At 45.7% G+C, this 14,479-nt stretch carries 12 protein-coding genes; 7 read left to right on the forward strand and 5 right to left on the reverse strand.

Going from position 1 to position 14,479, the window contains the following annotated elements; genetic code table 11:
- Nucleotides 1-18: 18 nt before the first annotated feature.
- The 5 genes from EPB59_RS01110 to leuA form a co-directional block, all read right to left on the reverse strand.
- Entirely contained in the window at nucleotides 19-810 is a 792-nt protein-coding gene (locus EPB59_RS01110; protein ID WP_101410125.1) for a DUF547 domain-containing protein, read from the reverse strand.
- 100 nt (nucleotides 811-910) lie between these two features.
- On the reverse strand, nucleotides 911-1,513 hold the full coding sequence (gene leuD, locus EPB59_RS01115; RefSeq protein WP_000012775.1) for a 3-isopropylmalate dehydratase small subunit: 603 nt from the start codon (nucleotides 1,511-1,513) through the stop codon (nucleotides 911-913).
- Nucleotides 1,514-1,528: 15 nt separating this feature from the next.
- Nucleotides 1,529-2,932 carry a 3-isopropylmalate dehydratase large subunit gene (gene leuC, locus EPB59_RS01120; protein WP_154171359.1) on the reverse strand — a complete coding sequence of 468 codons (1,404 nt, stop codon included), beginning with the start codon at nucleotides 2,930-2,932 and terminating at the stop codon, nucleotides 1,529-1,531.
- Between the two features lie 57 nt (nucleotides 2,933-2,989).
- Nucleotides 2,990-4,081 carry a 3-isopropylmalate dehydrogenase gene (gene leuB / locus EPB59_RS01125; protein ID WP_154171360.1) on the reverse strand — a complete coding sequence of 364 codons (1,092 nt, stop codon included), beginning with the start codon at nucleotides 4,079-4,081 and terminating at the stop codon, nucleotides 2,990-2,992.
- 111 nt (nucleotides 4,082-4,192) lie between these two features.
- A complete protein-coding gene (leuA, locus tag EPB59_RS01130) occupies nucleotides 4,193-5,743 on the reverse strand; it encodes a 2-isopropylmalate synthase (RefSeq protein WP_055052134.1) in 1,551 nt (516 codons plus the stop codon).
- 396 nt (nucleotides 5,744-6,139) lie between these two features.
- Here leuA and EPB59_RS01135 point away from each other — a divergent pair, with 396 nt between their 5' ends.
- From EPB59_RS01135 to ilvN, 7 genes are all read left to right on the forward strand, one after another.
- The gene (locus tag EPB59_RS01135; protein ID WP_055052135.1) at nucleotides 6,140-6,775 is read left to right on the forward strand and encodes a TetR/AcrR family transcriptional regulator; all 636 of its coding nucleotides are present in this window, start codon (nucleotides 6,140-6,142) and stop codon (nucleotides 6,773-6,775) included.
- Nucleotides 6,776-6,904: 129 nt separating this feature from the next.
- Nucleotides 6,905-7,438, forward strand: coding sequence for a phosphatase PAP2 family protein (locus EPB59_RS01140; protein WP_055052136.1), 534 nt, complete (start codon nucleotides 6,905-6,907; stop codon nucleotides 7,436-7,438).
- The gene (locus EPB59_RS01145) at nucleotides 7,435-8,523 is read left to right on the forward strand and encodes an MJ1255/VC2487 family glycosyltransferase (protein ID WP_154171361.1); all 1,089 of its coding nucleotides are present in this window, start codon (nucleotides 7,435-7,437) and stop codon (nucleotides 8,521-8,523) included. Before EPB59_RS01140 ends, EPB59_RS01145 begins: the two co-directional genes overlap by 4 nt.
- A 305-nt stretch (nucleotides 8,524-8,828) precedes the next feature.
- A complete protein-coding gene (gene leuO, locus EPB59_RS01150) occupies nucleotides 8,829-9,788 on the forward strand; it encodes a transcriptional regulator LeuO (protein WP_000884668.1) in 960 nt (319 codons plus the stop codon).
- A gap of 175 nt (nucleotides 9,789-9,963) precedes the next feature.
- Complete coding sequence (locus EPB59_RS01155; protein ID WP_154171362.1) at nucleotides 9,964-11,769, forward strand: AMP-dependent synthetase/ligase; 1,806 nt, start codon at nucleotides 9,964-9,966, stop codon at nucleotides 11,767-11,769.
- 442 nt (nucleotides 11,770-12,211) lie between these two features.
- Complete coding sequence (locus tag EPB59_RS01160; protein ID WP_154171363.1) at nucleotides 12,212-13,933, forward strand: acetolactate synthase 3 large subunit; 1,722 nt, start codon at nucleotides 12,212-12,214, stop codon at nucleotides 13,931-13,933.
- 1 nt (nucleotide 13,934) lies between these two features.
- The gene (gene ilvN, locus EPB59_RS01165; RefSeq protein WP_001215918.1) at nucleotides 13,935-14,429 is read left to right on the forward strand and encodes an acetolactate synthase small subunit; all 495 of its coding nucleotides are present in this window, start codon (nucleotides 13,935-13,937) and stop codon (nucleotides 14,427-14,429) included.
- Nucleotides 14,430-14,479: the final 50 nt, after the last annotated feature.

Genomic DNA, 14,479 nt, shown 5'->3' on the forward strand with positions numbered 1-14,479 from the left:
CTATTTCACTTTTCTGTATTATTTCTTTTCTTTCGCATCGTTCAGTTTCCAATCATATTGATAGTCGATGTTGCCTGAATAAAGGGATAGCTCAGGACGATACTGCGCAAGGTGAATAAGAAGATCTTCTTTATTACCAAAATCAACGGCAAACCAGTCATAAATAGAGGAGAGGATTAAGGTGTCATTGTTCAATGTTGCTCCCTTACTGCTGTTGATAAAGGTATGTGCTGCGTTACTAAGTAGTTGTTCTGTGTTTTGTGCAGTAAAGGCTTGAGATTGCAAGTTTGGGCAGCCTAGGCTGGCACAATTGACCGCATAATGGGTTCGTGGTTCATTCCAGATAGGGCGCAAAATTCGGTGCTCGATGTCATTAAGGGTGAGGTCTTGTCCTGCCACAGTAAAAACTTTCTCATCCCACGGCCCAAAACTGAATAAGCCGCCTAGTTTGGTAATGGACGCAACTGGGTAGTGATCCAGAATTAATTTCACTGTTAGGGCGTTGTAGAGATTAACCCAATAAGCATATTGCTCTTGGCGGTTAAATTCTCTTGGATCCAATTTCGAAAGTTGAGCTAGGTAATCATTGAGTAGCGTTTTATCTTCCTTCGTTACTTCTGCATAACGAAAGAGGGCGTTCTCTCCCAACTGAACAAGATTACGATCGAGGATGCTTTGCCAAGCTTGGTGAGAGATGGTTGCCGTATTACTGTTATTACTTGCTTGCCAATAAGCCCAAAGCTCAGCTTTGGGTGCAGCGTAAACTATGTTCGAAAAAATCAGAAGACAGAAAGCGAAGAGTGTTTTCATATCAGAGTAACCTTATCGTGAGATTGTGATTAGCTAGACCCGATGGCAACGCATTTTCTTTCGCGATAAAAAAAGCTGCCATTTGGCAGCCTAGAAATGCTTATTTTAAGAAGCTCGGTATCTTGGCTTCATACTCCGCAATTTTTGCTTCGTGCTGTAGAGTCAGGCCGATATTGTCTAAGCCATTGAGTAGGCAATGGCGACGGAAATCGTCAATCTCGAAATGGTAGGTTTTACCATTCGCGGTTACGCTCAGCGCTTCTAAATCGACGGTAATCGTTGCACCTTCCGTATCATGAACATAGCTAAAGAGCTCATCCACTTCTTGCTCGGTTAAACGAACGGGCACCATCTGGTTGTTGATCGAGTTACCATAGAAAATATCGGCAAAGCTTGGTGCAATCATGACTCTGATGCCGTAATCCGCTAATGCCCAAGGTGCGTGTTCGCGCGAGGAGCCGCAACCAAAGTTCTCTCTTGCGAGCAAAATGCTAGCGCCTTGGTAGCGAGGTTGGTTCATCACAAATTCTGGGTTGGCTTTTTCACCTGCATCGTCCAAAAATCGCCAGTCGTGGAACAGATGTTTGCCAAAGCCAGTGCGATTCACTTTTTGCAAAAACTGCTTTGGAATGATCGCATCCGTATCGACGTTGGCGGCATCAAGAGGAACGACTAAGCCGGTGTGTTGCTGAAATCCTGACATGGGGTTCTCCTTGAATTAAAACTGACGAATATCGACGAAGTGACCAGCAATCGCTGCGGCGGCTGCCATTGCTGGGCTAACTAAATGAGTGCGACCATCACGTCCCTGACGTCCCTCAAAGTTGCGGTTTGAGGTAGACGCGCAGCGTTCTCCTGGCCCTAAGCGGTCATTGTTCATGGCTAAACACATTGAGCAACCCGGTAAGCGCCATTCAAATCCTGCTTCAATAAAGATCTTATCTAAGCCTTCCGCTTCGGCTTGCGCTTTCACTTGTTCGGATCCGGGCACGATCAGAGCTTGGACATGAGAGGCGACTTTTTTCCCTTTGGCTACCGCTGCTGCAGCGCGCATATCTTCGATGCGTGAGTTGGTACATGAACCGACAAACACTTTATCGACTTTATAGTCCGAGAGCATTTTGCCCGCTTCTAGTCCCATATAAGCCAGTGCTTTTTCCGCAGAGGTGCGTTCAACGGGATCGATAAACTGGCTAGGTGACGGGATTGGTTCATCGACAGCAATCACTTGTCCTGGGTTGGTGCCCCAAGTCACTTGCGGTTTGATTTCACTGGCTTCAAGCGTCACGAAGGCATCGAACTGTGCATCCTCATCCGTTTTTAAGGTTTGCCAATATTCTACAGCGGCATCCCAATCACTGTCTTGTGGGGCAAATTTACGACCTTTAATGTAGTTGAATGTGGTTGCATCAGGGGCAATCAAGCCCGCTTTTGCGCCCAGTTCAATCGCCATGTTACACACGGTCATGCGACCTTCCATGGAGAGATCGCGAATCGCTTCTCCACAAAATTCAACGACATAGCCTGTACCGCCAGCCGCGGTTGTTTTGCCAATGATCGCCAGTACGATGTCTTTAGCGGTAATGCCAGGAGCTACTTTGCCACGCACTTCGATTTTCATCGTCTTAGCGAGGCCTTGTTTAAGGGTTTGGGTGGCCAGTACGTGTTCTACTTCTGAGGTGCCGATGCCAAAGGCTAGTGAGCCGAATGCACCGTGAGTTGCGGTGTGTGAATCACCACACACAATCGTCATGCCCGGAAGGGTGATACCGAGCTCAGGTCCCATCACATGCACAATGCCTTGGTACTTGTGGTTAATGTCGTACAGAGTGACGTCAAACTCTTCGCAGTTTTTGGAAAGCGTTTGCATTTGGATGCGCGCCATTTCACCTGAGGCATTGATGTCTTTGGTGGTGGTAGAGACGTTGTGATCCATCGTTGCGAAGGTTTTACCGACTTGGCGTACTTGACGGCCTTTTTCGCGTAAACCATCAAAGGCTTGTGGTGAAGTCACTTCGTGCACCAGATGACGATCGATGTACAAAATCGGTGTTTCACCCGGTGCGGCCACGACCACATGAGCATCGTAAATCTTTTCGTAGAGTGTTTTTGCTTTTGACATTGCTTCTTCCTTGAGCTCAGTGAGCTAAAGAGGAGTGGGTTAGCCCCACTCTCAAACTTATGAATTCAAAATATAGCTTGCGATCTTATCGCCCATCGCCGAAGTCGATAACGCAGGTTTACTTCCCGCTAAATCAGCAGTCAGTTCACCTGCCGCTAATGCTTGGCTCACGGCATTTTCAATATCTCGTGCCGCCGCTTCTTCACCTAAGCTGTAACGCAGCATGAGTGCAGCAGAAAGGATCTGCGCGACAGGGTTGGCGATGTTTTTTCCGGCGATATCTGGCGCGCTGCCGCCGGCAGGTTCGTACAGGCCAAACTTGCTTTCATTCATACTGGCCGAAGGCAACATGCCCATGGAGCCTGTGATCATCGCGCATTCGTCAGAAAGGATGTCACCAAAAATGTTCGAGCAGAGCATCACATCGAACTGGGCAGGATCTTTAATCAGCTGCATGGTGGCATTGTCGATGTACATGTGTGAAAGCGCGACATCGGTGTATTCTTTGGCAATCTCACTGACCACTTCGCGCCAGAGAATCGAGCTTTGCAGCACATTGGCTTTGTCGATAGAGCAGACTTTCTTGCGGCGCAAGCGAGCTGATTCAAAGGCGATACGTGCGATACGTTCAATTTCAAAACGGTGGTAAACCTCGGTATCGAAGGCTTTTTCATTGGCACCTTCACCTTCACGACCTTTAGGTTGACCAAAGTAGATGCCGCCAGTCAGTTCACGCACCACCACAATATCGAAACCGCGAGCAGAGATGTCAGCACGCAAAGGTGAGAAGGCTTCTAGCCCTTGGTGAATTTGAGCCGGGCGCAAATTACAAAACAGTTGGAAGTGCTTGCGCAGAGGCAGCAAAGCACCGCGTTCAGGTTGCTCATTAGGTGGCAGATGTTCCCATTTAGGTCCGCCGACCGAACCAAACAAGACCGCATCGGCTTCTTCACAGGCATGCAGAGTGTTTTCTGGTAATGGGCAACCATGGTTATCAATGGCGATACCACCGACATCGTGTTCTTCACGACTGAAGTGAATACCGTGCTTTTGTTCAATGGCATCCAATACTTTGTGGGCTTGCGCCATCACTTCCGGGCCGATACCGTCACCGGGCAATACGGCAATTTTGTAATGTTTGTCTGTCATGCGAGTCCTTTATGATCGATTTTTAAGTTGTGTTTGTGGCGCCTAAGGTTCTTGAATACTGAAGTTACTCAGCGTTAGCAGTAACTTCAGTAGAGCTAAGGAATATGAGTATTAAACCGTAGCGACGCTTTTTTTCTGTTTAATCTGGGCGATTTGATCCGCGCGATGAATGCTATTGATAACATGCAACAAGGCTTGACCGGAAGCTTCGACGATATCAGTTGAGACACCCGTACCGTGATATTTACGTCCTTTATAATTCGCGATGATATCCGCTTGACCAAGGCCATCTTCACCTTCGCCTTTGGCGGTGAGATCGAATTTATCGAGTACAATCTCATACCCAGTTAGGCGGTAGATACACTGATATAACGCATCAACTGGGCCATTACCAACAGCGGCTTCGCATTTTTCTTCATCTCCGCACAGGAGTTTGATACTGGTGGTGGCCATCACGCTGCCGGATTGCACGCTCAAGTAGTTGAGTTTGTAGAAGTCATCTTCTTCACGCAAATTGGAGAAATGCATCAAGGCTTCTAAGTCATAATCAAATACCTGACCTTTACGATCCGCCAGCTTCAAGAAGTCCTCATACAAAGCATCCAAGTTGTATTCGTTTTCGTTGTAACCCATCGAGTCCATATGGCTTTTCACTGCAGCACGACCACTACGGCTAGTGAGGTTCAGCGCTTGGTTTTTCAGGCCAATCGATTCGGGAGTCATGATTTCGTAGGTGTTTTTGTTTTTGAGCATGCCATCTTGGTGAATGCCCGAAGAGTGGCTAAAGGCATTGGCCCCCACAATTGCCTTGTTGCTTTGGATCGGCATATTGCAAAGCTGACTGACTAGCTTGCTAGTGCGGCTGATCTCTTCATATTTAATACCTGTAGTCACGCCTAAAAACTCTTGGCGAGTTTTGATGATCATCGCGATCTCTTCCAGTGCGCAGTTACCTGCACGCTCTCCGATACCATTGATGGTGCCTTCAACTTGACGAGCTCCTGCTTGAACGGCGGCAATTGAGTTTGCCACCGACATGCCCAAATCATCATGGCAATGGACGGAGATAATCGCTTTATCGATATTTGGCACGCGATTAAACAGTGTCTGAATGATGCCGCCAAATTCGCTTGGGATTGTGTAGCCGACGGTGTCTGGAATATTGATGGTGCGTGCGCCCGCATTGATAGCGGCTTCAACCATACGACAAAGGTTGTCGATAGGTGTGCGTCCTGCGTCTTCACACGAAAACTCCACATCATCCGTGTATTGGCGAGCGTGTGTCACCGCTTTGACTGCCATTTCTACGACGTCATCGTAGCTACGGCGCAATTTGTCTTGTACATGGATAGTTGAAGTAGAAATGAAAGTATGAATACGGAAAGCTTCGGCAACTTTCAATGCTTCTGCCGCGGCATCGATGTCTTTCGCAACGGCTCGCGAAAGGGCGCAGACACGGCTGTTTTTGATGTGTTTAGCAATGGTTTGTACAGATTCAAAGTCACCAGGGGAAGACACAGGGAAACCCGCTTCGATGATATCTACCCCTAAGCGCTCCAGTGCGTAGGCGATTTGTAGCTTCTCTTTTACCGTCAGGCTAGCAGACAACGCCTGCTCACCATCGCGCAATGTGGTATCGAATATAATCACCTGATCGTTCATGTTTGCTTCCTCGCACTAGAGTTAACGACTAACTTCCTGAATATTGTTGTAAAAATCGGCTATAAAAAAACCCGCATCGGATGCGGGTTTTTTATCTCGTGTGGTGTTTTTCGTCCACAACCTACCCGCGTGATGGTTCCACGATCAGTAGTAGGCCTAGCAGGAGAGAAAAACGCATTGTCATCATTAACAATCCACCAAATTAAGTTAAGAGATTAGTACCGTACTCGACACAATGCGTCAACCCCAAAGTTGTTTTTTTATTCATCTTGCTAAGCATTTGAACAAAATGCTGAGTTTGTCGACGTGTAAGAAGTGAGATTGAAAGTTGTACAGATTTGAGTAAAAAGGGTGGGGTTACTTATAATTCATCGAGTGATGAATAAAGGAGATGACATGTCATTACGTAAAGCCGGACGGCCAACTCAACAGACACAAGCTCGTGAACAGCTAATTACTCATGCTAGAGAACTGTTTTCTGTGATGCCTTATGACAAAGTATCAACACGCTTGATTGCCAGTAAAGCCGGTGTCGACATTGGTTTGATTCGCTATTATTTTGCGAATAAAGCGGGGCTATTTGAGGCTATGTTGCGAGAAACGTTAATGCCAATGAAAGCGCAACTGGGGTTGTTGGTAGCAGAAAGTAGCCATCAAAATTTTACCGATTTAATGCGAACTTACTATCGGGAAATGTTCAATATCCCGCATTTTCCTCGTCTAATTATGCAAGTCATGAGTACCCCAGGGAGTGATATCAAGAAGCAATTGATTGAAAAAGTGGTTTTGGATATTACGCGTCCGATTCAAGAAACGCTGTTTGAAAAGTTAATTGCGCGAGGCGTGATTCGAGAGGGAATGGATCCGCACTTGTGTAAAATTTCCTATCTGAGCTTGATGATTTTTCCTTTTGTCGCACCTCCTGCGCTGCTCAAAATCCATGGTGTTGAATTATCGCAGGCCTTTCTCGAGAAGTTGGTCGAGCATAATATTCAGCTGATGGAACAAGGCTTTATCACGATAGCGAGATAAATAATTCTGTTTAGCCATGCTTGGCGTAGATTTGTCGCTTATGTGTCACCATTTCGACAAACAATTTTCACCTGACTGTCATGCGCTCTAGATAAGCTCAAAGCATCACCTTATGAAAAAGGATGCGTGATGCGAGTGATTGAACCTATTGCTAAATTGGATTTGGCTTTTTCACTACTCTGTTTGCAGCATCGGTATAATTTACCTGCGGCAAGGCTGAGTAAGTCGATTTCACATACCGGAGATGGTCATCTTTATGCGGTGATGGGCGGTTTGGCTTGGCTGCTGGATAGTAGCCATGGTTTGCTCTTCCTCACCATCGGATTGCTGGCATTTGCAATCGAGCTCCCAATCTATTGGGTGTTGAAAAATGGTTTTCAACGTCGCCGTCCACAAGAGCTTTCTGCGTTAGTGACGGCTTACATTATCCCCAGCGATCGTTACAGCTTACCCTCAGGTCATACCGCAGCCGCCTTTGTAATGGCGACAGTGATTGGCTACATCTACCCTCATTGGTACCCCCTAGCGGTCGGTTGGGCTAGTTTGATTGGTTTTGCTCGAGTATTGCTTGGCGTGCATTTTCTAAGTGATGTGTTGGCGGGAGCTTTACTTGGTATCAGTAGTGCAACTTATGCGATCAGCGTAGTGGGGAAGAGTATTTGAAGATTCTTTATGGAATACAAGGTACGGGCAATGGGCATATTGCTCGTTCTAGGGCGATGTGTGCTGCATTGAAAAAGCACCAAGTTGAAGTGGATTATTTGTTTTCTGGACGGCCTGCTACAAACTATTTTTCGATGGAGTGTTTTGGGGATTTTGCTACTCGACGAGGTTTATCGTTTGTGACCGAAAATGGTCACGTTAATTACGTCAAAACCTTGTGTAAGAATAGTCTTTGGGAGTTTTGGCAAGATGTACAAGCTCTAGATCTGACTGCTTATGACTTGATTTTGAACGATTTTGAGCCAATAACCGCGTGGGCTGCAAAAAGACAAAATGTGCCCTGTCTGAGCATCAGTCACCAAAATGCTTTCCTTTATCCGGTGCCGTTAAAAGGAGCTTCTTGGTTAGATAAGGCGATCCTGCGTTATTTTGCTCCGGCAAAGCATCAGTTAGGTTTACATTGGTACCATTTTGAACAACCTATCTTGCCGCCAATTGTCTATACGCCAGAGCAGACCATCGCTTATCAAGATTTTGTTTTAGTGTACCTTCCTTTTGAAAATGTGAATGAAATCTGTGAGTTACTGCATGGCTTCATGAACGTCCATTTCATCTGTTATCACCCTGATGTGCAAGATAATGAGTTTGTGGAAAATGTCGAACTGCGTCGATTACACCACGGTGACTTCCAACATCACTTACATCAATGTCATGGAGTGATCACTAGCGGTGGCTTTGAGCTGCCATCTGAAGCATTAGCGTTGGGAAAAAAGCTACTTATCAAGCCCTTACATGGTCAATTTGAGCAAGTCAGTAATGCGGCAACCCTTGAAATGCTTGGTCTGGCGAGTGTTATGGAGTTTCTAGACCCGGCTAGCTTGCGCAAATGGTTGGACGAAAAACAGGCAGAACGAGTGATTTATCCCGATGTCGCCAATTCTTTGGTTGAGTGGATATTAAAAGGTCAATGGGAGGATAGTGAAGATCTTTGTCGTCAACTTTGGCAAAAAGTTGATTTGCCGAGTTACACAATTTTAAGCAATGAAATGACGAGCTCAATGAATTCTCCGTTAAATCATTTTTAACGTGAATATTAGTGTGTGATAAAGAGAGAACCTATTGTTCAGATTAATAATTAATAAAAATCCATTAAAAGTGCATTTTTATAGATTTTTATAAAAATTAATCATATTGATTAATAAGGTTTTTTTGATGCAATGACTAAAATTAACTGACTTTTTGTCAATGCTATTGCATAGCCTCAAATGATTAGTCGATATTAATAGCCATCCACCAAGTATCTGGGCGGTAAATATTAAAAACAGCGCTTATCTATTCACCTGCGATTTATGCATATCTATCGTTGGTGATAACACTGTGAGGCATGCAAATGTTAGATAAAAAAGACGCAATGAGTGCCATTGCGAGTTACCGCATGGAAAGCACCCTTCGAGGCGTAGACCTCAACCTGTTAACCGTTTTTGACGCCGTGATGCAAGAGCAAAACATCACACGTGCTGCACATAATTTAGGTATGTCACAGCCTGCGGTAAGTAATGCCGTAGCGCGTTTAAAAGTGATGTTCAATGATGAGTTGTTTATGCGCCAAGGTCGCGGTATTCAGCCAACTCAACGTGCTCGTCAACTGTTTGGTCCAATCCGTCAGGCGCTACAGTTGATCCGTAACGAGTTGCCAAGTTCAGTGTTTACACCTGAAACGTCGACTCGATTGTTTAAGCTGGCGATCTGCAGCCCTTGTGATCTGCGTTTTGCACCTCAAATCATGGCATCTATTGACGAGTTGGCTCCAAGCGTACAACTTCATTTGGATGCAGAGTTTGATCGCCAAATTGCAGAACGTATGCGTTATCAAGAGATTGATTTTGTTATCGACTATGCTCGTTTTGATGATCAGGGCTTCTCCAGCACTGAAATTTTCCAAGATGAGTTGGTGGTCGTCGCATCAAAATTACACCCACGCATTCAAAGCAATATCACCGCAGAGCAACTGACGGCTGAAAAACACGCCAAGCTGTCAAAAGTGCATGGTCAACGTAGCTTCTCTGAGTTAGCGTATCGTGAATTTGATTGCCAGTCATACTACGAAGGCACCAGCTTGAGTAATGTACTGTACGTTGTTGGTCAATCTGAATTGGTCACCGTTGCACCTCGTTGGATGGCAGAAAATGCCGCAAATCGCGATGAGCTTCAGATCCTCGACTTCCCATTTGCGGATGCCAAAATCTCAGGTTATCTGAGCTGGCACGAATCAAGTGAAAAGGATAAAGGTCATATCTGGTTGCGTGATCAACTGATGGTGATTTGTGGAGAAGTGGTCGCAAACCGCTAATTTTTTCACCAAACTGAGTCTTTAAGGCCTTGGGCAGTAAGAACTGTCCAAGGCTTTTTTGTTACAGAATGAGTTTTAATCGATAACTTTGACGTTAGTCAGTTGTGTTTTGGCCTTTGAAATGTACACTTGTGCGCTGAAAAAGGCTTACAGGTGTAAGCTATAGGTAAGAGATATGACGAACTTAGATTTTCACATCGTTAAACGGCTCCGTCAGCGCATTGCCCAAGGTGGTGATCGAGCAGCGCTGAAGCATAAAGAGAATGGTGCATGGCATGCAATCAGCTGGCAGCAATTCGGTAGCCAGATTGATGCGCTTTCTATGGCTTTGCTCGCCCAAGGTATTGGCATACAAGATAAAATCGCGATTTTCTCCAATAACATGCCGCGTTGGACGATTGCAGATTTTGCCGCATTACAGATTCGTGCTGTGACTGTTCCGATTTATCCTACCAACACACCAGAACAAGCCGCTTACATTTTGCAAAATGCCGATGCTAAAGTGGTGTTTGTAGGGGATCAGCCCCAATTTGATGCTGCCTTGAGTCAGTTTGAACAATGTTCAGAGCTACGCTTGATCATAGCAATGAATGTGAACATCGATCTTAAACAAGCTGATTGTGCAATGCATTGGGATGATTTTGTCACGCAGCATCAAACACAAGATCACACACCACTTTTGGAACTGATTGAACAAGCCAATTTTGACGATCTCTTCACCCTGATATACACCTCAGGCACTACCGGAACACCGAAAGGCGTGATGCTGGATTATCGTAATATTGGCGCACAATTAGAAGGGCATGATCAGCGTCTCAATCTCACTGAAGAAGATGTCTCACTTTGCTTCTTACCGCTGTCACATGTCTTTGAGCGGGCTTGGACTGCCTACGTGTTGTACAAAGGTGCCACCAACTGTTACTTGCATGATGTCTCCCATGTACGCGATGCTCTAGGTGAAGTACGCCCGACCGTGATGTGTGCGGTTCCTCGCTTCTACGAAAAAATCTTCTCGGCGATCCATGAGAAAGTCGCTAAAGCACCATTCATTCGCAAAGTGTTATTTACTTGGGCGGTGAATATGGGTGCAAAAATGGCCGTATGTCGCCAGCAACAGCGTCAACCTTCGTGGTTACTCAAGCAAAGTCATCAGTTAGCGGACAAACTTGTACTGAGTAAATTACGTGCGCTGCTCGGTGGACGGATCAATTTCATGCCTTGTGGCGGTGCCAAACTAGATGAAACGATAGGCCGTTTTTTCCATGCCATCGGAATTAACATTAAGCTCGGTTATGGTATGACCGAAACGACAGCCACTGTTTCTTGTTGGGATGACCACTGTTTTAACCCCGACTCTATTGGTCTTTCCATGCCGGGCGCACAAGTCAAAATCGGTGAAAATAACGAGATTTTGGTACGAGGCCCGATGGTGATGCGTGGCTATTACAAGTTAGAGAAAGAAACCGCAGAAAGTTTTGATGAGCAAGGTTTTCTGAAAACCGGTGATGCGGGCCATATTGATGAAAATGGTAACCTGTTCATAACCGATCGAATCAAAGAACTGATGAAAACCTCTGGTGGTAAGTACATTGCGCCACAAGTCATTGAAGGGGCGATTGGCAAAGATCACTTTATTGAACAGATCGCAGTCATTGCCGATACTCGCAAGTTTGTCTCCGCACTGATTGTACCGTGTTTTGATTCACTGGAAGTGTATGCCAAAGAGTTGAACATCAAGTATCAGGATCGTTTGGAACTCCTCAAACATAGCCAAGTGCTGGAAATGTTTGAAAAACGAGTTAACGAACTGCAAAAAGAACTGGCAAAGTTTGAACAAGTGAAAAAGTTTAAACTACTGCCCAAAGCGTTTTCGATGGATAGCGGAGAGCTAACTCCGACGCAGAAATTGCGCCGAAAGGTGATTAACGACCGTTATCAGGATGAAATCGAAGAAATGTACCAAGATTCTCCGAAGAAATAACACCATCAAATTGTTAGCTTGATTCAGTTGAACACCTCTAAGCCTTGTCTGCTCAGAGGTGTTTTTTATGTGTGAGCGAGTTTTACAGATTTGGAGTTGCATTGTTTAATCCACGATGCACAGTCACGCATTTAGACGACAAAATAATCCACTTTTTTTCGATTGCTCACTGGGTATTCAGTTCGAAACTCAATGAATTGTCGAAATTGAATGCTTAATTACCGTCTTATTTTCGATTCAGCTGCAAAAGTATCCAAATTGGGGTTAGACCAGTTGCTAAGAAAGCGTTACATTTGTTGCGTAACCTCGCGGCTGTTATGACAGGCGCAGGACATAGCCGAAAGCGGAGCGTTTTCGAATTAGGCTACAAATAAGCCCTAAACTATGTAAAACCAACCCTTTTGCCGACCGGGCATTAGGTATGTTGGTAAAAGGAGACAAGATGGAAATGCTATCTGGCGCAGAGATGATCGTTCAATCTCTGATCAATGAAGGTGTTGAGCAAATCTTCGGTTATCCCGGTGGTTCTGTACTCGATATCTATGATGCCCTTCACGAAAAAACCGATCAAATTAAACACGTCCTCGTTCGTCACGAACAAGCCGCAACGCATATGGCTGATGGCTATGCGCGCGCCACTGGAAAACCGGGCGTGGTGCTCGTCTGTTCAGGCCCTGGTGCCACCAATACGGTCACAGGGATTGCAACGGCTTATATGGACTCTATCCCGATGATTGTGATCTCGGGTAACGTTGCGACCAATCTGATTGGTAACGATGCGTTTCAAGAGTGCGATATTGTTGGCGTGTCACGCCCTATCGTTAAACACAGCTTTTTAGTGAAAAGAGCGGAAGATATTCCAGAGACCATCAAAAAAGCATTTTACATTGCATCAACAGGGCGTCCTGGTCCTGTGGTAATTGATGTGCCGAAAGATGTGATGAATCCTCTCAATAAGCTGCCTTATGAGTACCCAGAAACCATAAAAATGCGCTCTTACAACCCGACAACTGCAGGCCATAAAGGCCAGATCAAAAAAGGGTTGCGTGCGCTATTAGAAGCGAAAAAGCCCGTGCTTTATATCGGTGGTGGCGCGGTGATTTCGAATGCACATCAACAGGTACGCCAGTTAGCCGAAGCGCTGAATCTGCCAGTGGTGAGTACTTTGATGGGGCTGGGCGTATTTCCGGGCACACATAAAAACGCGCTAGGTATGCTAGGCATGCATGGTGTGTATGAAGCCAATATGGCAATGCACAATGCGGATCTGATTTTTGGTGTTGGGGTACGTTTTGATGACCGTACGACCAATAACTTAGAAAAATACTGCCCAAACGCGAAAATCATGCACATTGATATTGATCCCTCTTCGATTTCCAAAAATGTGAAAGTTGATTTGCCGATTGTTGGTTCCGCTGATCAAGTGTTGGATGGCATGCTTAAGCTTCTGGAAGAGAGTACCGAACGCAATGATGCGGTAGCGCTAGAACGCTGGTGGAGTGAGATTCAAGTGTGGCGTAATCGCCAATGCTTGGCTTATGAAAAGTCTGCTGAGCGTATCAAACCGCAGCAAGTGATTGAGGCTCTGTACAAAATCACGGAAGGCAAGGCGATTTTGGCTTCTGATGTAGGCCAGCATCAAATGTTCGCGGCACTTTACTACCCATTCTCTAAACCACGCCAATGGATCAACTCTGGCGGCTTAGGGACGATGGGCTTTGGTTTGCCAGCAGGTATGGGGGTGAAATTCGCCATGCCAGAGGAAGAGGTGTTGGTGGTGACGGGGGATGGCAGTATTCAGATGAATATTCAAGAGCTCTCGACCGCGCTGCAATACGATATTCCAGTAAAAATTATCAACCTGAATAACCGTTTCCTTGGAATGGTAAAACAGTGGCAGGACATTATTTATCAAGGGCGTCACTCTAACTCATACATGAGTTCCGTGCCGGATTTTGCGGCGATCGCTGAAGCTTATGGTCATGTGGGGATTCGCATTTCTCGCCCAGATGAACTGGAAGCAGGGCTGGAAAAAGCCTTAGCGATGAAAGATCGTCTGGTGTTTGTCGATATCAATGTCGATGAGACTGAGCACGTGTACCCAATGCAGATCAAAGGCGAAGGGATGGACAAAATGTGGTTGAGCAAAACGGAGAGAACCTAAGATGAGACACATTATTTCACTGCTATTGGAAAACCAACCGGGTGCACTGTCTCGTGTTGTCGGGCTCTTTTCACAGCGCGGCTACAACATTGAAACGCTCAATGTGTCTCCGACCGATGATGAAACGCTCTCGCGACTCAACATCACGACCAAAACCGATGAAATGCAACTGGAGCAGATCCAGAAGCAGCTGCATAAGTTGATTGATGTACTCAAAGTACAAGAAGTGACGGAGTGTGAGCACATCGAGCGTGAGCTGATGCTAGTGAAAGTGAAAGCCTCTGGCTTTGCACGTGCGGAAGTGAAACGTACAGCGGATATTTTCCGTGGACAGATTGTGGATGTGACAGCTTCGCAATATACCGTTCAATTAGCGGGAACGAGCGAAAAACTGGATGCCTTTATTGAAGCGATTGCTGAAGTTACCGAAGTGATTGAAGTGGCACGCAGTGGTGTCGTCGGAATTGCGCGTGGTGAACGAGCACTCAGAGCGTAGTCGTTACCAACACAATAAAAAACAAATAAAAAACAAATAAAAAACCAGCT

This window comes from Vibrio metoecus (assembly GCF_009665255.1).
In the GTDB taxonomy this organism is placed as follows: Bacteria; Pseudomonadota; Gammaproteobacteria; order Enterobacterales; family Vibrionaceae; genus Vibrio; species Vibrio metoecus_B.